Source organism: Roseibium sp., from assembly GCF_048261595.1.
Taxonomy (GTDB): Bacteria; Pseudomonadota; Alphaproteobacteria; order Rhizobiales; family Stappiaceae; genus Roseibium.
The window spans coordinates 88,004-106,394 of the sequence record NZ_JBLXFW010000001.1 but is presented as its reverse complement, the minus strand read 5'-3'; the positions used below and the strand labels follow the sequence as shown (position 1 = coordinate 106,394).

General features: G+C 60.2%; 18 protein-coding genes. 6 read left to right on the top strand and 12 right to left on the bottom strand.

Features of this window, described 5'->3' with window-relative positions:
- Nucleotide 1: 1 nt before the first annotated feature.
- The 4 genes from ACN0SY_RS00505 to ACN0SY_RS00490 all read left to right on the top strand — a co-directional run bounded on the left by ACN0SY_RS00505 (nucleotide 2) and on the right by ACN0SY_RS00490 (nucleotide 2,202).
- Nucleotides 2-505, top strand: coding sequence for a CinA family protein (locus tag ACN0SY_RS00505; protein WP_417683803.1), 504 nt, complete (start codon nucleotides 2-4; stop codon nucleotides 503-505).
- A 63-nt stretch (nucleotides 506-568) separates the two neighbouring features.
- The gene (locus ACN0SY_RS00500) at nucleotides 569-1,036 is read left to right on the top strand and encodes a hypothetical protein (RefSeq protein WP_417683802.1); all 468 of its coding nucleotides are present in this window, start codon (nucleotides 569-571) and stop codon (nucleotides 1,034-1,036) included.
- A 158-nt stretch (nucleotides 1,037-1,194) separates the two neighbouring features.
- On the top strand, nucleotides 1,195-1,662 hold the full coding sequence (locus tag ACN0SY_RS00495) for a hypothetical protein (RefSeq protein WP_417683801.1): 468 nt from the start codon (nucleotides 1,195-1,197) through the stop codon (nucleotides 1,660-1,662).
- 108 nt (nucleotides 1,663-1,770) lie between these two features.
- Nucleotides 1,771-2,202, top strand: a complete 432-nt coding sequence (locus ACN0SY_RS00490) for a hypothetical protein (protein ID WP_417683800.1) — start codon at nucleotides 1,771-1,773, stop codon at nucleotides 2,200-2,202.
- A gap of 15 nt (nucleotides 2,203-2,217) precedes the next feature.
- Here ACN0SY_RS00490 and ACN0SY_RS00485 read toward each other — a convergent pair whose 3' ends face one another.
- From ACN0SY_RS00485 to ACN0SY_RS00435, 11 genes are all read right to left on the bottom strand, one after another.
- Nucleotides 2,218-2,673 (bottom strand): type II toxin-antitoxin system RatA family toxin, encoded by a 456-nt coding sequence (locus ACN0SY_RS00485; protein ID WP_417683799.1) that lies wholly within the window; start codon nucleotides 2,671-2,673, stop codon nucleotides 2,218-2,220.
- Nucleotides 2,674-2,693: 20 nt separating this feature from the next.
- The gene (gene lipA, locus ACN0SY_RS00480; protein ID WP_417683798.1) at nucleotides 2,694-3,668 is read right to left on the bottom strand and encodes a lipoyl synthase; all 975 of its coding nucleotides are present in this window, start codon (nucleotides 3,666-3,668) and stop codon (nucleotides 2,694-2,696) included.
- A gap of 72 nt (nucleotides 3,669-3,740) precedes the next feature.
- Nucleotides 3,741-4,160, bottom strand: a complete 420-nt coding sequence (locus ACN0SY_RS00475) for an acyl-CoA thioesterase (RefSeq protein WP_417683797.1) — start codon at nucleotides 4,158-4,160, stop codon at nucleotides 3,741-3,743.
- Between the two features lie 43 nt (nucleotides 4,161-4,203).
- Entirely contained in the window at nucleotides 4,204-4,443 is a 240-nt protein-coding gene (locus tag ACN0SY_RS00470; RefSeq protein WP_417683796.1) for a GlsB/YeaQ/YmgE family stress response membrane protein, read from the bottom strand.
- Nucleotides 4,444-4,649: 206 nt separating this feature from the next.
- Nucleotides 4,650-6,098, bottom strand: a complete 1,449-nt coding sequence (gene lpdA / locus ACN0SY_RS00465; protein WP_417683795.1) for a dihydrolipoyl dehydrogenase — start codon at nucleotides 6,096-6,098, stop codon at nucleotides 4,650-4,652.
- A 70-nt stretch (nucleotides 6,099-6,168) separates the two neighbouring features.
- Nucleotides 6,169-7,506: a pyruvate dehydrogenase complex dihydrolipoamide acetyltransferase gene (locus ACN0SY_RS00460; protein ID WP_417683794.1), complete on the bottom strand. Its 1,338-nt coding sequence runs from the start codon at nucleotides 7,504-7,506 to the stop codon at nucleotides 6,169-6,171.
- Nucleotides 7,507-7,522: 16 nt separating this feature from the next.
- Complete coding sequence (locus ACN0SY_RS00455) at nucleotides 7,523-8,905, bottom strand: pyruvate dehydrogenase complex E1 component subunit beta (protein WP_417683793.1); 1,383 nt, start codon at nucleotides 8,903-8,905, stop codon at nucleotides 7,523-7,525.
- 14 nt (nucleotides 8,906-8,919) lie between these two features.
- Nucleotides 8,920-9,966 carry a pyruvate dehydrogenase (acetyl-transferring) E1 component subunit alpha gene (gene pdhA / locus ACN0SY_RS00450; RefSeq protein WP_417683792.1) on the bottom strand — a complete coding sequence of 349 codons (1,047 nt, stop codon included), beginning with the start codon at nucleotides 9,964-9,966 and terminating at the stop codon, nucleotides 8,920-8,922.
- A gap of 177 nt (nucleotides 9,967-10,143) precedes the next feature.
- Nucleotides 10,144-10,413 (bottom strand): FtsB family cell division protein, encoded by a 270-nt coding sequence (locus tag ACN0SY_RS00445; RefSeq protein WP_417683791.1) that lies wholly within the window; start codon nucleotides 10,411-10,413, stop codon nucleotides 10,144-10,146.
- Between the two features lie 504 nt (nucleotides 10,414-10,917).
- The gene (mfd, locus tag ACN0SY_RS00440; protein ID WP_417683790.1) at nucleotides 10,918-14,400 is read right to left on the bottom strand and encodes a transcription-repair coupling factor; all 3,483 of its coding nucleotides are present in this window, start codon (nucleotides 14,398-14,400) and stop codon (nucleotides 10,918-10,920) included.
- Nucleotides 14,401-14,477: 77 nt separating this feature from the next.
- Nucleotides 14,478-14,801: a succinate dehydrogenase assembly factor 2 gene (locus tag ACN0SY_RS00435; protein WP_417683789.1), complete on the bottom strand. Its 324-nt coding sequence runs from the start codon at nucleotides 14,799-14,801 to the stop codon at nucleotides 14,478-14,480.
- Between the two features lie 203 nt (nucleotides 14,802-15,004).
- Here ACN0SY_RS00435 and recG point away from each other — a divergent pair, with 203 nt between their 5' ends.
- On the top strand, nucleotides 15,005-17,107 hold the full coding sequence (gene recG / locus ACN0SY_RS00430; protein WP_417683788.1) for an ATP-dependent DNA helicase RecG: 2,103 nt from the start codon (nucleotides 15,005-15,007) through the stop codon (nucleotides 17,105-17,107).
- A 9-nt stretch (nucleotides 17,108-17,116) separates the two neighbouring features.
- On the opposite strand, the gene ACN0SY_RS00425 is transcribed toward recG, so the two are convergent.
- On the bottom strand, nucleotides 17,117-17,839 hold the full coding sequence (locus ACN0SY_RS00425) for a DUF502 domain-containing protein (RefSeq protein ID WP_417683787.1): 723 nt from the start codon (nucleotides 17,837-17,839) through the stop codon (nucleotides 17,117-17,119).
- A 145-nt stretch (nucleotides 17,840-17,984) separates the two neighbouring features.
- On the opposite strand from ACN0SY_RS00425, the gene ACN0SY_RS00420 reads away from it, so the two are divergent.
- Nucleotides 17,985-18,383 (top strand): YbaN family protein, encoded by a 399-nt coding sequence (locus tag ACN0SY_RS00420; protein WP_417683786.1) that lies wholly within the window; start codon nucleotides 17,985-17,987, stop codon nucleotides 18,381-18,383.
- Nucleotides 18,384-18,391 lie beyond the last annotated feature (8 nt).

Below are 18,391 nucleotides of genomic sequence, written 5' to 3'. Positions count from 1 at the left end.
TATGCCGACCTGGGAGGACCTTGTTCCAGCCGCGCGGGACATAATCTCGCGGGCTACTAAAGCAAACGTGATGATCGCGACCGCTGAATCCTGCACCGGCGGCCTCATTGCAGGAATTTTGACGGAGATATCCGGATCTTCTGCGGTGGTCGATCGAGGCTTTGTGACCTATTCCAATGAAGCCAAGCAAGACATGCTTGGAGTCTCAGGATCAACGCTCGACACTTACGGCGCAGTCTCGCACCGGGCGGCGGCAGAAATGGCGGACGGCGCCCTCGCAAGATCCCGGGCAGCGATCACGGTAGCAGTGACAGGTATCGCCGGCCCTGGCGGAGGATCTGAGGCCAAACCAGTTGGAACCGTCTACTTCGGGCTCGCCATCAAAGGCCGGCAAACAGAGACTTTCGTGGAGCACTTTGGCGACCGCGGTAGGGAGCAGGTTCGGCTGCTGACGGTTCAAAACGCTCTCAAACTTGTCTCAAATGCGATCAATTCTTCTACCTAATTGTATGGACCTTGCAGGTTAAGGGTGTCGTGCCGGACCTTTTTTCGGCAGGAGACCGTCATCATGTACACGCCAATTGCAGCAGCAGCCATTACCGTTTCCATGCTTTTGGGAAGCGCCCACGCCGGTGGCAGCAGCATCCCCAAGCCTGGCGACTTCTACATGATCGCACGCGACAGCGCGGGAGAGTTCGCTGGCAGCCACAAGATCTTTCACCGCCAATCGAGCGGGCTCTACAAGGTCCGATATTGCCAGCGCGAATATTGGGTCCGCGCCCACACCATCGCATGGACCCAGGTCGAGGTCGAAAACAACCGGCGTGTGAAGGTGGAATTCAATTTCGGCAAGGGCTGGCGTCCGCTGTGTGAAAACCCGGAACGTCAGGTCACACTCGCAGACATCGGCCTGACCGAAGATGCACGCATGATCCTCAGTCAATCCGAAGCCCAGGTCGGGGCGCTAAGCCGTTTCAGCGCAATCAGCAACTCATTCCAGAAAGACGCGCCTGAGGGTTCCTATCACGGCCGATAGGCGCAAGAGACCGCTCGCAGAAAAGTGCCTTTAGGTAAAATTCGACCGAATTTATGAGCACTTGTTACAGACACAGCCTTCTAAAGTCGATGTCATGCCGTCCTGTACTTGAAGATTTCAGGGTGAGCCAAGTCTGACATAACGAGGTGAACTCGCCCATGAAATCTATAGCAACACTTGCATTTAGCAGTGGTCTTGCAGCCAGCGTTGTCTGCGCCGATGCGACAATGATGGTGCCGGGTGACTTCTATCTCATCTCACGCGGCGTTGGCGGCGACTTCATCGGCAGCCACAAGATCTACCAGCGCAGATCTGACGGCATGGCGAAGGTTACATATTGTGGCCGAGAATACTGGGTGCGTCCGGTAACCGTCGCATGGACGGAAATCGAGGTCGAAAACCGCAATCAGGTGCGTGTCGAGTTCAACTTCGGTAAGGGCTGGCGCCCGATCTGCAACAGCCCTGAAAAACAGGTGACGCTTCGGGACCTCGGCGTGACTCAGGAGGCTCGCATCGTTCTTGGGACGAATGGGCGGGATCTTGATGCCACAAACCGGTTCAGCGCAATCCGGGACTCGTTCCAGACCGGCAACGAACGCCGCAAGACGTCGTTTCACCGGGAGTGAACTGACGCCTTTGAGGCGTGAAGCAATGGCCTGAGGTGCCGGGCCTAAATGGGGGGACCTTCCAAGACGACCATCTGGTTCAGCCAGACGGGAACGGAGAAGAGAACCATGAGAAGAACAATCACCGTTGCACTTTCGATCCTCTGGTCCGCTGCGGCCTTCGGACAGGTCAAGATGGTGCCTGGCGATTATTATATCCGCTCTCAAAGCCAGAATGGAAACTTCATCGGCTACCATCGTCTGCTGACCCGGCCCGAACCCGGCTACGTTGAAGCGAGCTATTGCAATCGTCAATTCTGGGTCCGCAAGACCACGGTTCTTTGGACCGAAAAAGAGGTGAAAGCGGGTCGCAATCTCGTCATCGAGGTGAATGCCGAGAGCGCCCGCAAGGTTATCTGCCAGAACCCGAATAAATATGTCACGCTTGATACGATCGGGCTGGACAAGCGCGAAATCGAAAGACTTCGGGGTGTAGGCGCCGGGGTCAAGACGACCCGGGGACGCCTCAATCACATCAGCGAAGCCTTCATGAAAAAGTGAGCGGCAGGCCGTGGCTCAGCTGGCGCGATAGACCTGATCGGCGCGCTCTTCGAAAGCGGCCGAGAACTTGCGGAACGCCTTGTCGAACATGGCGCCCATCAGGGAGCCGAGCGCCCTGCTCTTGAACTCATAGTCGATATAGAACCCGACTTCGCACTGGTTTGGACCGACATCCATGAAGGTCCACTTGTTCTCGAGATGCCGGAAGGGCCCGTCCAGATATTCGACCAGGATCGTATTGTCTTCCGGAACCAGCTCGACACGGCTGGTGAAGGTTTCCTTGAAAACCTTGTAGGCAACTGTCATGTCCGCGACAAGAATGGTTCGCCCGTCGGGCAGGTCCTTCCGTCCGCGCACATGCAGCGATTGGCAGAGTGGGACGAACTCCGGGTAGCGCTCGACATCGGCGACCAGTGCAAACATGTCGGCGGCTGAATGCGCGACCCTGTGCGATGAGTTGAACTTCGGCATATCCTGTCCGACCGGAGCCCCTAGTGGCCCAGCTTTGCGGCGCGCGCTGCCTTGAGATCTGCAAAGTCCTCACCGGCGTGGTGCGACGAGCGCGTCAACGGGCTCGCCGACACCTTCAGGAACCCCTTGGCGTAGGCAATGCGCTCGTAGCCCTTGAACTCCTCCGGCGTCACGAAGGACATGACCGGGTGATGTTTCTTGGATGGCTGGAGGTACTGCCCGATCGTCAGGAAATCCACGTCGGCAACGCGCAGGTCGTCCATGAGCTGGAGAACCTCGTTCCGCTCCTCGCCCAGTCCGACCATGATCCCCGACTTGGTGAACATGGAGGCGTCCAGTTCCTTGACCTTCTGGAGCAGGCGGATCGAGTGGAAATAGCGGGCACCCGGGCGAACCTTCAGGTACTTGGAGGGCACGGTTTCCATGTTGTGATTGAAGACGTCCGGCCGTGCCTCGACAACGATTTCGATGGCGCCATCCTTGCGCAGGAAATCAGGCGTCAGCACTTCAACGGTCGTTGCCGGCGACTGGTCGCGGATTGCCTTGATCACGTTCGCGAAATGGGTCGCGCCGCCATCGTCCAGATCGTCCCGGTCAACCGAGGTGATCACGACGTGCTCAAGACCCATGCGCGCAACCGCTTCACCGATCGAGGCCGGTTCGCTTTCGTCCACGGCTCCGGGCATGCCGGTACGCACGTTACAGAAAGCACAGGCTCGGGTGCAGGTGTCACCCAGGATCATGAAGCTGGCATGTTTCTTCGACCAGCATTCACCGATATTCGGGCAGCCCGCTTCCTCGCAGACGGTCACGAGACCGTTCTTCTTCACGATGTCATGGGTTTCCCGATAGACCGGCGACGTCGGCGCCTTGACGCGGATCCATTTCGGCTTTCGCTGAACTGGATTGTCCGGCCGGTGAGCCTTCTCCGGGTGGCGGGGACGCGCGGCTCTGGAGTCGGCGTCTTTCGACAGCGTGTCTACGATCGTAACCATGGGCCCTAAGTGTCGCTCCTGACAGAAAAGGTCAAGCCTTCTTTAGCATGGCCGCCATGCATAAACCGATGATCATTTCAAAGCCGTTAGCCGGTTCAGCGCGCGCTCGGAAAGAGCCTGCGACCTGCGGGTCGTCAGGTTGACCTGAACGAGAACCGAATGGGCCTGCGCCTTGGCAACACCGTCCTGAAAGATCTCCTGGACAATTTTCACCGAGCTGCGGCCAAGCTCGGCGATCCGTGTTCCGATTTCGACCGACCCTGGCCAGGTCAGCTCGGCGAGGTAGTCCAGCTCGAGCCGGGCGATGACGTAGCCACATCCGTCGTCGACGATGGGCTCATCGCCCGCATAGAGCATCTCGGTCCGGCCGGTCTCCAGAAAGGTCGAAAACACGGCGTTATTCACGTGACCTTGCGGGTCGCAGTCGCCATAGCGCAGCTTGTCGGTTGCAACGGCCGGATACGCGGCCTTGTTGCCCTTGAAAACAGTCAAATCGTTTGCCTCGTGATGATGGACTGACGCTGGCGGGACGGCGTCAGCCGAAGACTTTCTTCCAAACGAAGAGGAACAGAATCGCCCCCAACGTGGAAATGACCAATTGGTCGAGCATGCCACCAGTCACGTTGAGACGAAAGAGATGAGCGAGTTCACCGCCGACCAGCGCACCAACGAGACCGACGACGAGACTTCCCAGGAACCCTCCCCGGCTGTTCAGCACCCGATGGGCAACCGCGCCGGCAACAAGGCCGATGATGATCCAGAAAACGACGCTCATGCGGTCAAGTCCTCATTGTGCAGCGTCAAGGATGGGCGCCTCGAGAGGTAACCAGCAGGCCCGGCATTCATGACCTTTCACCGCTCTTGGTGCCGTCCCGGACGAAGTGAAGCGGAGATCCGGGACCTACCGCTTTCTTACTCGTTCACAGCAGGAAGTTTCGGCCATTTGGGGTCCCGGCTCAAGGCCGGGACAGCCACGAGTTATTACGCGTTCAGAACCTTGCCATAGGCGTCGAGCACGCTTTCCTTCATCATTTCCGACAGTGTCGGATGCGGGAAGATCGTGTGCATCAGGTCTTCTTCGGTCGTTTCAAGACCCATGGCGATGACGAAACCCTGAATGAGTTCGGTGACTTCCGCCCCGACCATGTGGGCGCCGATCAACTCACCGGTCTTCGTGTCGAAGATGGTCTTGATCATCCCATTGTCTTCACCGAGCGCGATGGCCTTGCCATTGGCGTTGAAGGAATAACGGCCAACGCGGATGTCGCGGCCCTGCTCCTTTGCCTTGGCTTCGGTGAGACCAACGGAGGCAACCTGTGGATTGCAGTAGGTGCAGCCCGGGATCTTGCCCTTGTCCATCGCGTGAACGCCCGGGACACCGGCAATCTTCTCGATGCAGATGACGCCTTCATGCTCAGCCTTGTGGGCGAGCATCGGCGGACCGGCGACGTCGCCGATGGCATATAGCCCCGGCACATTGGTCTTGCCGTAGCCGTCGATGACGATGCAGCCGCGATCGGTCTTAACGCCAAGCGTTTCCAGACCAAGGTTCTCGATGTTGCCGACGACACCGACGGCGGAGATCAGGCGGTCGGCCTCGATCACCTGGACCTTGCCGTCGTTGGTCTCGACGTGAGCCTTGATGGAGTTGGCGCCCTTCTCGACCTTCGCAACCTTGGCTTCGGTCAGGATCTTCAGGCCACGCTTTTCCAGCGCCTTGCGCGCAATCGCGGAGATCTCCGCGTCTTCCACCGGCATGACCTGGGACATCACCTCGACAACCGTCACATCCACGCCCATGGAGCGGTAGAAGGAGGCAAATTCGATGCCGATGGCACCCGACCCCATGACGACGAGGGACTTCGGCATGAAGTCCGGCTTCATGGCCTCGAAATAGGTCCAGATCAGCTTGCCATCCGGCTCGATCCCGGGCAGCGCACGCGGACGGGCGCCGGTGGCGACGATGATGTGCTTGGACGTGTAGGTGCCCTCACCCTTGACGCCCTTGGGCACCGGGTTCTGCGGCTGGACGGCGGGCTTTGAGGATTTGCCGACGACGACTTCACCCGGCTTGGACAGCTTTGCCTCGCCCCAGATGACGTCGATCTTGTTCTTCTTCATCAGGAACGCAACGCCGCCATTCAGACGTGCGGAGACACCGCGAGAGCGGGCAACGACGTCCTCGACCTTGGCGGTCATCTTGCCTTCCAGGGTCAGGCCGTAGGACTTGGCATGGTTGGCGTGATCGAGAATTTCGGCAGACCGCAGCAGCGCCTTGGTCGGAATGCAGCCCCAGTTGAGGCAGATGCCGCCCAGGTGCTCGCGCTCGACGATTGCTGTCTTCAGGCCGAGCTGTGCGGCACGGATTGCGGTCACGTAACCGCCGGGGCCCGAGCCGATGATGATGACGTCGTAATTGGTGTCAGCCATCTTGAATCCCTTGATTTTCAAGTGGAAGAAAAACGGCGCGGCCGAGGACCGCGCCGGCTTCATCGGCTCGTCAGACGAGCATGCTCATCGGGTTCTCGATGTAGCCCTTGAACGCTTGCAGAAGTTCCGCACCAAGCGCTCCGTCGACACAGCGGTGATCGGTGGAGAGCGTCACGGTCATGACGGTCGCAACCGCCAGGGCATCGTTCTTCACCACCGGACGCTTCTCGCCTGCACCGACCGCAAGGATCGTCGCATGGGGCGGATTGACGACGGCCGAGAAGTTCTTCACGCCCATCATGCCCATGTTGGAAACAGCCGTGGTGCCGCCCTGATACTCTTCCGGCTTCAGTTTCTTGGCCTTTGCACGGGCACCCATGTCCTTCATCTCGTTGGAGATGACGGAAAGCGCCTTCTGCTCGGCCTTGCGGATGATCGGTGTGATCAGGCCGCCCGGGATCGACACGGCAACGCCGACATCGGCGTGCTTGTGCTTGACCATGGCGTCATCGGTCCACGAGACGTTCGCATTTGGAACATCGCGCAGCGCAAGCGCCAGGGCCTTGATGGTCATGTCGTTGACCGAGAGCTTGTAGGCAGGCTTGCCGTCCTTGTCCTTCGGCGCAGCTTCATTGAGCTGAACACGCAGGGCCAGGAGCGCGTCGAGTTCGCAGTCCACCGACACGTAGAAGTGCGGAATCGTCTGCTTGGACTCGGTCAGGCGCTTGGCAATGGTCTTGCGCATGCCGTCATGCGGCTCCAGCTCGTAGGAGCCTTCCTCGAACAGCTTGAGGACCTGATCCGCGGACGGACCCGCAGCGACCGGCGCAGCAGCGGCAGGTGCAGACGGAGCGGCAGCCGCCGCGGCAGGTGCCGCCTTGCCGGTGCCCGCAGCAAGCGCTGCGTCGACGTCACGCTTGACGATACGGCCATGGGGACCGGAACCGGAAATCGCCTTCAGGTCCAGACCGTTCTGGCTGGCAATGCGCCGCGCCAGGGGCGAGGAAAAGACGCGGTTTCCGTCAGCTACGGTCGGGGCCGGGCCTGCAGGCGCAGCGGCCGGAGCCGAAGCGGATGCCGCAGCCGGAGCAGCTTCGGACGGAGCCGGTGTCGCTGCAGGAGCCGCAGCGGCAGCCGGATCCGATCCGATGGCGCTTGCATCTTCACCGTCTTCCAGAAGGACGGCGATCAGGGCATTGACCTTGACGCCTTCGGTTCCTGCCGGAACGACGATCTTGCCGACCGTTCCCTCATCCACGGCTTCCACTTCCATGGTCGCCTTATCGGTCTCGATTTCCGCGATGACATCACCTGCGGCAACCTGATCGCCTTCCTTTACCAGCCACTTGGCGAGGTTGCCCTCCTCCATGGTGGGGGAAAGCGCCGGCATCGTGATATTGATTGGCATGTCCTAGTCCCCCGGATCAGGCGGTGTAGGTGACGGCTTTGACCGCGTCGATGACTTCGCCGACGTTCGGCAGAGCCAGCTTCTCGAGGTTCGCCGCGTAAGGCATCGGAACGTCCTTGCCAGTCACGCGCAGAACCGGAGCGTCGAGATAATCGAACGCCTTCTCCTGCACCTGATAGGCGATTTCCGACGAAACCGAACACATCGGGAAAGCTTCCTCGATCGTCACCAGGCGCCCCGTTTTCTTGACCGACTCGATCACCGTGTCGATGTCCAGCGGACGGATCGTGCGCAGGTTGACCACTTCGGCGGAAATACCCATGGCAGCCAACTCATCGGCAGCCTTGAGCGTGTAGGTCATGCCGATGCCCCAGGACACCAGGGTCACGTCGGTGCCGGTGCGCTCGACCTTCGCCTTGCCGATCGGAAGCACGAAGTCTTCCACGTCCGGCACGTCGAACGACTGGCCGTAAAGGATTTCGTTTTCCAGGAAGACAACCGGGTTGGCGTCACGGATTGCAGCCTTGAGCAGGCCTTTGGCATCGGCAGCCGAATAGGGCTGGACGACCTTGAGGCCCGGAATATGCGCATACCAGGAGGCATAGTCCTGGGAGTGCTGGGCGCCGACGCGCGCAGCCGCACCGTTCGGTCCGCGGAACACGATCGGCGCACCAAGCTGGCCGCCGGACATGTAGAGCGTCTTGGCGGCGGAGTTGATGATGTGGTCAATCGCCTGCATGGCGAAGTTGAACGTCATGAACTCGACGATCGGCTTCAGGCCCGCCATTGCAGCACCAACGCCCAAACCGGCAAAGCCGTGCTCGGTGATCGGCGTGTCGATCACGCGGCGCGCACCGAATTCGTCCAGCAGCCCCTGGGTGATCTTGTAGGCACCCTGGTATTCGGCAACTTCCTCACCCATCACGAAGACATCGCCATCGCGGCGCATTTCTTCGGCCATGGCGTCGCGGAGTGCTTCGCGGACAGTGGTGGACTTCATCGGCGTACCGGCCGGAATTTCCGGATCGGCGGCAGGCTTGCTTTCGACCGGCGCGGCAGCGACTGGTGTGGGTGCAGGCGCGGCGGCCACAGCTGGAGCCGGTGCGGCGGCAGCAGGAGCGCTTGCGGACGCGCCATCAAGAGCGCTGGCATCTTCGCCTTCCGCCAAAAGGATCGCGATCTTCTCGTTCACCTTCACGGCGTCCGTGCCTTCGGCGACCAGGATCTTGCCCAGAACGCCCTCGTCGACGGCTTCCACTTCCATGGTCGCCTTGTCCGTTTCGATCTCGGCGATCACATCACCGGCGGAAACGGTATCGCCTTCGGCCTTCAGCCACTTGGCGAGTTTACCTTCTTCCATAGTCGGCGACAGGGCCGGCATAAGGATATCAATCGGCATGGTGTCCCCCGGACTTAAAGCAGAATATCGGTGTAGAGCTCGGACACATCCGGCTCCGGATCGGCCTGGGCGAATTCGGCGGCCTCGGCCACGATTGCGCGCACATCCTTGTCGATGGCTTTCAGATCGTCCTCGCTCGCCCAGCCCGCGTCCAGAAGGCGCTTGCGCACCTGCTCGATCGGATCGTGGTCCGTCCGCATCTTCTGCACTTCGTCCTTCGACCGGTACTTTGCCGGGTCGGACATGGAGTGACCGCGATAGCGGTAGGTGATCATCTCAAGAATGTAGGGTCCCTTGCCGGAACGGGCATGCTCCAGAGCCTGTTCGGACGCAGCCATGACCGCACGGACATCCATGCCGTCTACCTGCTGACCGGGGATTCCGAAGGAAGCGCCGCGCTGGGACAGGTCGGTGGTCGAAGACGCACGTTCCACCGAAGTGCCCATGCCGTACTTGTTGTTCTCGATTACGAAGACCACCGGAAGCTTCCAGAGCTGCGCCATGTTGAAGCTTTCGTAGACCTGGCCCTGGTTCGATGCGCCATCGCCGAAGAAGGCCATGGAGACGTTGCCATTGTCGCGGTACCTGTTGGCAAAGCCGAGACCGGTGCCGAGCGCGACCTGCGCACCGACGATGCCGTGGCCGCCATAGAAATGCTTCTCCTTGGAGAACATGTGCATGGAGCCGCCCTTGCCCTTGGACAGCCCGCCGCGACGCCCGGTCAGCTCGGCCATGACACCCTTCGGATCAAGGTCCATTGCAAGCATGTGACCATGATCACGATAGCCCGTGATCATCTGGTCTCCATCCTTCTTCGCCATCTGCATGCCGACGACGACAGCTTCCTGCCCGATGTAGAGGTGACAGAAACCGCCGATCAGACCCATGCCGTACAGCTGGCCGGCCTTCTCCTCAAAGCGCCGGATAAGCAGCATTTCGCGGTAGGCGTGGAGTTCCTGATCCTTGTCGAATTCGGTGATCGCTGGAGCGGCCGTCTTGGCGGCTCCACGAGACCGGCTTGCGCTGCGCGCGCCGGAAGTAGTCTTTTTCGCTGCGGCCATGTCCCTCATCTCAGGCTGACGTTTCCCCTATGGAATTCAAGCGGAAGATAAACTGCAGCACATGTCAATCCAAGCGTGCATGCATTAGCTGATGGCAGGTTATAGAGCGCTGAATTCCTGACAAAAATACGAATAAACCGAATTGCAGTTAATACATGTCAATTAACCGATTATCGATTAATGCCTCAAATCCATTGATGACCTCATTATTGTAAGGTCGTTCGCATGGGCAAGATTCAGGTTCAAACGAGCACGCTCGTCGACCATATCGGGATTGAGGCTTTCCGACCGGAGCAGTGTGACCCGCGCATGCAGGCCCTGCCTTTCATCGATAAGCACCTGCAGCTCCGTCTCAAGGTCCATGACCTGACGCTCGATTGCCGCACGCCCCACGAGGCCGAGCTCGCCGTTGAGGGCATGGAACCCGAAATACACGAGAGCCGACATGGCGGATGCAGGAATGATCAGACGTCGTAGAACGGATTGTTTTCGTTGGCGAGTGGGTGCTGGCACGGATGGACCTTGACGCAAAGAACTAACGGTCTTGGGATCATCATGCAGGCCCTTGGTTAAGAGACAGTTGCCCAATTGTGGCAGGGCACCGGTTTCCCGCCCCTCGGCAACATGTTTCCGCCCCCCCAAAAAAATGAAAAGGACCTCCGGCCATCAAGGCAAGAGGTCCATCACCAAACCGGGCACTGGCAGCCCACGGAATTCTCTCTGGCTTCAGGAGCATCCAGTGCGCAGACGGAGGAACATCCCGACCCGCCTAGGCCCGGCGCTTACCAACACCCAAATCGTCAAAGCATTGAAAAGCCGAGATTAAAGGCACACCCAATACCATTGCCTCTGGCGACGCCCCACCCCGCGCACGAACAACGAGCTCGAGTTTGTGCCTTGTTTGAAGTTAAAGATGGCGTTCGCTCTTCCTGCATAGCCCTCAGCCCGCCGTCATGTCGTTGCAAGGCGGGCAAGTTTGGCCAGCACGGTCGCCGTACCTTTCAGACGTGCGTCAGTCCTCTCCCAATCGCGGGTAAGCACCACTTTCTGATCGGGACGGATCTTGGCCAGCACTCCCTGTTCGGCGATGTAGCTGACAAGCGCTGCGGGATTTGCGAACTCGCTGTTGCGGAAGGAGATGACGATGCCTTTCGGCCCGGCATCCACCTTCTCGACATTGGCCTTGCGGCAAAGCCCCTTGATGAAGACGATTTTCAACAGGTGCTGCACTTCTTCCGGCAAGGGTCCGAACCTGTCGATCAGCTCGGCACCGAATGCGTCAATTTCGTCTGCCTCGGCAAGATCACCCAGGCGACGATAGAGCGTCAGGCGCAGCTGAAGATCGGGAACATAGCTCTCGGGAATGAGCACTGGCGTTCCGATATTGATCTGCGGAGACCACTGCTCCTCGCCCTCGACGCCGCCTTCCTTCAGCTGGGCAACGGCCTCTTCCAGCATTTGCTGATAGAGCTCGAAACCGACTTCCTTGACGTGGCCGGACTGCTCTTCCCCAAGCAGGTTCCCTGCCCCGCGAATGTCCAGATCGTGGCTGGCGAGCTGGAAGCCGGCACCAAGCGTCTCGAGCGACTGCAACACCTTGAGACGGCGCTCGGCTGTCGCCGTCAGCGTTTTCTTTGCAGGAACCGTGAAGAGTGCGTAGGCACGGGTCTTCGACCGCCCGACGCGGCCGCGCAGCTGGTAGAGCTGGGCAAGGCCGAACATGTCGGCCCGGTGTACGATCAGCGTGTTGGCCGTCGGAATGTCGAGGCCGGACTCCACGATCGTCGTCGACAACAGCACGTTGTACTTGCCCTCGTAAAAGGCGTTCATCACGTCTTCCAGCTCTCCCGGCGGCATCTGGCCGTGGGCAACGGCGACTTTCAGCTCAGGCACGCTGTCTTCGAGGAAGGCCTTGATGTCGGCTATATCGGCAAGACGGGGGCAAACATAGAAGCTCTGCCCGCCGCGATAATGCTCGCGCAGAAGAGCCTCACGCACCACCAAGGGGTCGAAGGGCGACACGAAGGTCCTGACCGCCAACCGGTCCACCGGCGGCGTGGCAATCAGCGAAAGTTCCCGGACGCCGGTCAGGGCGAGCTGCAGCGTACGCGGGATCGGCGTTGCCGAAAGTGTGAGGACGTGGACGTCCGACTTCAGTTCCTTGAGCCGTTCCTTGTGCTTGACGCCGAAATGTTGCTCCTCGTCGATGATCAGCAGGCCGAGATCCCGGAACGTGACACCCTTTCCGAGCAACGCATGGGTCCCGATGACGATATCAACCGAACCGTCGGCAATGCCCTTCTTGGTCAGCGTCAGCTCCCGCGTCGGCACGAGCCGGGAGGCATGGGCAACGTTGATCGGAAGGCCGTGGAAGCGCTCCGAAAAGGTCCGGTAATGCTGGCGCGAAAGCAGCGTGGTTGGAACAACAACGGCGACCTGTCGGCCCGACATGGCCGCGATGAAGGCCGCTCGTAGCGCAACCTCGGTCTTGCCGAAGCCCACGTCACCGCACACGAGCCGATCCATCGGCCGTCCGGACGACAGATCCTCGAATACCGCATCAATCGCGTTGAGCTGATCCTCGGTCTCCTCGTAAGGAAAACGGGTCGCGAATTCATCGTAGACACCCTCCGGGGTCTCGACGACCGGCGCGGTCTTCAGAGCACGCGCCGCAGCGGTCTTGATCAGGCCATCGGCAATCTCGAGGATCCGCTTCTTGAGCTTGGCCTTTCGCGCCTGCCACGCTCCGCCGCCCAGCTTGTCGAGCTGCGCTTCCGTATCCTCGGAACCATAGCGGGACAGGAGCTCGATGTTCTCGACCGGCAGATAGAGCTTGTCGCCGCCGGCATATTGGAGCTCGAGACAGTCGTGCGGTGCGCCAACGGCCTCGATGGTTTTCAGACCGATGAAACGGCCGATACCGTGATCGACGTGAACGACGAGATCGCCTTCGGAAAGACCCGTCGCCTCGGTGATGACATTGGCGCCCTTGGCCTTCTTCCGGCTCTTGCGCACCAGCCGATCGCCGAGGATGTCCTGCTCGCCGATGATGGCGACATCCGGCAATTCAAAGCCGTGCTCGATGCCGAGCACGCACAGGCCGGTCATCTTCTTGTCGAGACCCTGAAGCGCCGAAAACGCATCAACGTCCTTGGCAGATTTCAGACCATGGTCATGAAGGATCTGGCCGAGACGGTCTCGCGATCCGTCGGACCAGCAGGCGATTACAGTCTTCTTGCCGTCCTTCTGCAACCCGCTGACGTGCGAGATCAGGGAGTCGAAGATATTGACGTCGCCAGCAGCACGTTCAGCCGCAAAACTGCGCCCCTGACGGCCTGCAAGATCGATGACCGTTTTGCCGGTTCCAGGCGGCGGCGTGAAAGGATCCATCGCCGCGCTGGCCCGGTCAGCGAGCGCTGCCGTCCACTCCGCTTCGGTGAAATAGAGCGATGACGGCTCGACGGGCATGTAGGGCACGGTGCCGGCGGTTTTTCCCGCCTCCCGGGCTTCCTCGCGGGCCGCGAAATGTTCCTTTACCTGGTCAAGTCGCTCGTGCGCGACATCGCCTGCACGGGCGTCCAGAACCACGGGCACATCGCCGACATAATCGAACACGGTCTCCAGATGCTCATGGAACAGTGGCAGCCAGTGCTCCATGCCGGCATACCGTCGACCTTCGCTGATGGACTGGTAGAGAACATCGTCTCGTCCGGCTGCGCCGAAATTCGTCAGATAGTTGCGCCGGAAACGCGAGATCGCCTCTTCCGAAAGCACCACTTCGCTCATGGGAACGAGATCGAGCCGCTTCAGCTGCTTCGATGTGCGCTGTGTCTCCGGATCGAAGGAACGGATGGATTCAAGAGTATCGCCGAAGAAATCCAGGCGCACGGGTTCTTCCGAACCTGGTGTAAACAGGTCCACAATGCCACCGCGAACCGCATATTCGCCCGTCTCGCGAACGGTCGGCGTGCGCGAAAAGCCGTTCATCTCCAGCCAGGTGGAAATCCGTGTCATGTCGATGCGGTTGCCGGGCGCCATCGACAGCGCCTGCGCCTTCATCCACTCCCGGTCCGGCACCCGCTGGACGGCAGCATTGACGGTGGTCAAGAGGATGGTCTTGCGATCCTGCGGCAGGCCGTTGGCAAGTGCTCCAAGCGCGAGCAGGCGGCGGGCACTGATCGAGCCGTTCGGCGACACGCGGTCATAGGGAAGACAGTCCCATGCCGGAAGCTGAAACACCTCGACGCTCGGGTCGAAGAAAGGCAACGCCTCCGTGATCATCTGCATGCGCGTCGCGTCCCGGGCAACGAAAACCAGCGTCAATCCGTTGGCATCGCTTTCCGCAATGATACGGGCCAGCGCATAGGCTTCGGCGCCATCGGGAACGCTCGCAAGCGTCACGTTTGCCTGGTCTTTCAGCAGGCTCTGGAACACGGGCATTTTCCTTGTCTCGAAATCTTGTGGAGGCCGTCTTCCACCTGGCGGCTTTTAGACTATCAATATAGCCGCGCTCAGCCGGCGGCCTTTTCCGCCCGCTGCCGCGCGATCGCTTCTTCGTGATAGGCGATGATGCGCCTGTAAAGTGGACCATCCCACTCTTCCGGCAAGGGCTTGCGCCCGGTCATCCAGGCATAAAGATCCTGATCGTGCGCGGTCAGAAGGTGTTCGAGCTCTTCCAGCTCGGGCTCCGACAGACTGTCGATCTCCGCCTCCACGAACCCGCCAAGGAGCAGATCCATCTCCTTCATGCCGCGATGCCAGCAGCGGAACATGATGCGTTTGCGGCGATTGTCGCGGCCGCTTTCCGGTCCTGTGTCTGCAGGCGATGCGCTCATCTGGAAATCCAATCGTTGTCTGACGGGTGCAGTCTTGCCGCTATATAACGCCGGCAGTCTGCTCTGTCAGCGCCTGTTGGCAAGAAATGAGAACATATTGCGTACATCTGCGTGTTCGTGCCACAAATGTCGGGTCGTCCCGATCCCGAACCCCATGTCTTCAGAGCGCCCGCCGGGCCAGACCGAAAGCCTTCTGACACTCCATGCGCCCTCCGGTTCTCGATTCCCTGTTCGCGCCCGTTTCGACACTGCCGGGTGTCGGCCCGAAGATCGCAAAGCTCCTGACGGATTTCCTGGCCAGCCAGCCCGACCGTGAGGCGACAATCGCCGACCTGCTATTCCACATTCCGCACACTGTCATCGACAGGCGTCACAGACCCGGCATTGCCTATTCGGAAAACGGCGACATCGTCACGCTCGACGTAACCATCGACCGGCACATGCCGGGGCCTCGCGGCGGAAGGGCGCCCTATCGCATCACCGCCTTTGACGATACCGGTAGCATCACCTTCGTCTTCTTTCATTCCCGTCGCGACTGGCTCGAAAAGACCTTTCCAGAAGGCGAGCGGAGGATCGTGTCGGGCAAGGTGGAATGGTTCAACGAGCGTCCTCAAATGGTCCACCCCGACTATTCGCTCGCACCGGACGAAGCTGACGCAATGCCTCAGGTGGAGCCGGTTTATCCGATGACGGCTGGCCTTTCGCCCAAGACCCTGCAGAAGGCAATGGCGGCTGCGCTCGACAAATTGCCCGAACTGCCCGAGTGGCTGAATGACGCTCATCTGAGGCAGAACCAGTGGCCCTCTTTCAAGGAAGCTCTGACCGCACTGCACCGGCCGGAGGAGCGGCTCGACATTTCGCCTGAATCTCTGTTCTTCCAGCGTCTTGCCTATGACGAGTTGCTGGCGAGCCAGCTGGCACTGTCGCTCGTCCGTTCGAAGATGCGCCAGCTCGGCGGCATTTCAAGGAAACCCTCGGGAAGCCTCCAGCGCCGGGTGGTGGGAGTTCTGCCTTTCTCGCTGACACGCAGCCAGGCTTCGGCAGTCGAGGACATCAATGCGGACCTTGCCGAACCGACGCGCATGCTGCGCCTGCTCCAGGGCGACGTGGGCTCTGGCAAGACAGTTGTCGCCCTCGCGGCGCTTGCTCAGGTGATCGAGACAGGCGCGCAAGGCGCCCTGATGGCCCCGACCGAGATCCTTGCCCGTCAGCACTTCGCATCCATGTCGCCGATTTGCGAGAAGGTCGGCATCCGCCTCGCTCTCCTGACCGGAAAGGACACGGCGAAGGAGCGCCGCATCACCCAGGAGAAGCTGGATGCTGGAGAAATCGACCTCGTGGTCGGCACCCACGCGCTGTTCCAGGGCAAGGTGACATTCAAGGACCTCGCCCTCGTCGTCGTCGACGAGCAGCATCGCTTCGGCGTGCATCAACGGCTCGCCCTTTCCGCCAAGGGTCAGGGTGTCGATGTCCTCGTCATGACCGCGACGCCGATCCCACGCACGCTCGTGCTCACCTGTTTCGGCGACATGGACGTCTCGCGTCTGACCGACAAGCCGGCGGGGCGAAAACCCATCACAACTGTGTCCGTATCCCTCGACCGGCTGGATGAAATCATCGGCCGGATCGGGGCAGCCATCGCGGACGGACAGAAAGTCTACTGGGTCTGCCCGCTGGTCGAGGAATCGGAAAAAATCGATCTCGCGGCGGTCGAAGACCGGCACCGGGTCCTGGAGCAGGAACTGCGCCAGCGCGTGTCCCTCGTCCATGGCCGCATGAGCGCGGACGAAAAAGATGCCGCAATGCAGGATTTCAAGTCCGGCCAAACCCGTGTTCTCGTCGCAACCACGGTCATCGAGGTCGGGGTCGACGTGCCGGATGCGACCATCATCGTGATCGAACATGCCGAGCGATTTGGCCTTGCCCAGCTTCACCAGCTGCGCGGCCGGGTCGGACGCGGGGACAAGGCCTCGTCCTGCGTTCTGCTCTACAAGGGACCGCTCGGAGAGACGGCGGGTGCGCGGCTCAACATCATGCGCCAGACCAATGACGGCTTTCTGATCGCGGAAGAAGACCTGAAGCTGCGAGGCGGCGGCGAAATCCTCGGCACACGTCAGTCGGGCACACCGGGCTTCCGGATTGCACGCGCGGAAGAACATGCAGACCTGATGGAAGTCGCACGCGACGACGCCCGGCTGATCCTGGAAACAGACCCCGAGCTATCGACGGAACGCGGCAGTGCGCTGCGGACCCTGCTCTATCTCTTCGGACGGGACGAGGCCATCAGGCTGCTGCGCGCAGGTTAGCAGCAAGCTTCAGCCGTCCGCCTTTTCCAGTACTGGCTTATCAAGATACTCGTCCAGCATTTCGGGATAGCTCGGATTTACCAGACCTGCTGAAATGACCAGCTTCGCCGCATCCTCGACACTCATCTTCAACTCGACGATCTCCGAGCGGGGCACGAACAGCAGGAAGCCCGACGTCGGGTTCGGCGTCGTCGGCAGGAACACCGAAACAGTATCGGCCTTGTCGCGCAGTTGCCGGGCCACTTCACCCTTGGTTTCCGTGGCGATGAAGACGATTGCCCAAAGCCCCTTGCGCGGATATTCGATCAGGGCTGCCTTCGAGAAGGAATTCCCACGCTCATCCAAAACGGTCTCAAAGATCTGCTTGAGGCCACGATAGAGGTTGCGCACCAGCGGCATGCGACCGACGATGGACTCACCGAGGCGCAGCAGGCTGCGTCCCATGAAATTCGCCGCCAGAAAGCCAACGATCGTCAACAGCAGGACCGCAACGATCAGGCCGACACCCGGAACCGAAAACGGGAGGTAGGTTTCGGGGTTGTAAGCCGCAGGCAGGAGCGGCTTGACCCAGCCATCAACCCAATGGATGAACGTCCATGTCAGCCAGAGGGTGATGCCGATGGGGCCCGTGATGACCAGGCCGGTGAGGAAGTAGTTGCGCAACTTCGTAACGAAACGCACCTTTGGCCGAAAGTGCGCTGCATTTTCATCGTCCGACTTCTTACGCGTCATTCCAATTTCCTCAAGCTGCGGCGATACGCCATCGCATTCCCGCTCATCCTCTATTACATAATGATTGAGATTGCGCGGCGGTATCCCGGCGTGGCATCAAATTTTGCGCGTCCGCGCAATATTCTGCACGAATTGGAGGCAGCCCTTGCGGCGCACCACCTACAAGCTGCTCGGAGTGATATTGGTCATCGTCGGGCTGATCGGAGCCGTTCTGCCGCTCCTGCCGACCACGATTTTCTTCATTCTTGCAGCAGGTTGCTTCGCACGTTCGTCTCCGGCCCTTGAAGCCCGTATTCTGGAACATCCCAGGATCGGCCCCAGCGTCATCGCCTGGCGCGAGCATGGAGTTATTCCACCGCGCGCAAAAATGATTGCAACGACCAGCATGATTGCCGGCTACCTGTTGTTTCTGTTCGCCTCCCGGCCGGATGCCCTGATTAGCATTGCCGCAGCGGCGGTCATTGGCGCTTGCGCGGTTTACGTCCTGACACGACCATCCTATCCGCGCACGCCGATCAATAATGACTTGAAAAACGACGTATAAATAACTGC

What these genes read in the sequence shown, in the direction of transcription:
- ACN0SY_RS00505 (WP_417683803.1), top strand. Translation starts at nt 2, where the DNA reads ATGCCGACCTGGGAGGACCTTGTTCCAGCCGCGCGGGACATAATCTCG.
- ACN0SY_RS00500 (WP_417683802.1), top strand. Translation starts at nt 569, where the DNA reads ATGTACACGCCAATTGCAGCAGCAGCCATTACCGTTTCCATGCTTTTG.
- ACN0SY_RS00495 (WP_417683801.1), top strand. Translation starts at nt 1,195, where the DNA reads ATGAAATCTATAGCAACACTTGCATTTAGCAGTGGTCTTGCAGCCAGC.
- ACN0SY_RS00490 (WP_417683800.1), top strand. Translation starts at nt 1,771, where the DNA reads ATGAGAAGAACAATCACCGTTGCACTTTCGATCCTCTGGTCCGCTGCG.
- ACN0SY_RS00485 (WP_417683799.1), bottom strand. Translation starts at nt 2,673, where the DNA reads ATGCCGAAGTTCAACTCATCGCACAGGGTCGCGCATTCAGCCGCCGAC.
- lipA (WP_417683798.1), bottom strand. Translation starts at nt 3,668, where the DNA reads ATGGTTACGATCGTAGACACGCTGTCGAAAGACGCCGACTCCAGAGCC.
- ACN0SY_RS00470 (WP_417683796.1), bottom strand. Translation starts at nt 4,443, where the DNA reads ATGAGCGTCGTTTTCTGGATCATCATCGGCCTTGTTGCCGGCGCGGTT.
- lpdA (WP_417683795.1), bottom strand. Translation starts at nt 6,098, where the DNA reads ATGGCTGACACCAATTACGACGTCATCATCATCGGCTCGGGCCCCGGC.
- ACN0SY_RS00460 (WP_417683794.1), bottom strand. Translation starts at nt 7,506, where the DNA reads ATGCCAATCAATATCACGATGCCGGCGCTTTCCCCCACCATGGAGGAG.
- ACN0SY_RS00455 (WP_417683793.1), bottom strand. Translation starts at nt 8,905, where the DNA reads ATGCCGATTGATATCCTTATGCCGGCCCTGTCGCCGACTATGGAAGAA.
- pdhA (WP_417683792.1), bottom strand. Translation starts at nt 9,966, where the DNA reads ATGGCCGCAGCGAAAAAGACTACTTCCGGCGCGCGCAGCGCAAGCCGG.
- ACN0SY_RS00445 (WP_417683791.1), bottom strand. Translation starts at nt 10,413, where the DNA reads ATGTCGGCTCTCGTGTATTTCGGGTTCCATGCCCTCAACGGCGAGCTC.
- ACN0SY_RS00435 (WP_417683789.1), bottom strand. Translation starts at nt 14,801, where the DNA reads ATGAGCGCATCGCCTGCAGACACAGGACCGGAAAGCGGCCGCGACAAT.
- recG (WP_417683788.1), top strand. Translation starts at nt 15,005, where the DNA reads ATGCGCCCTCCGGTTCTCGATTCCCTGTTCGCGCCCGTTTCGACACTG.
- ACN0SY_RS00425 (WP_417683787.1), bottom strand. Translation starts at nt 17,839, where the DNA reads ATGACGCGTAAGAAGTCGGACGATGAAAATGCAGCGCACTTTCGGCCA.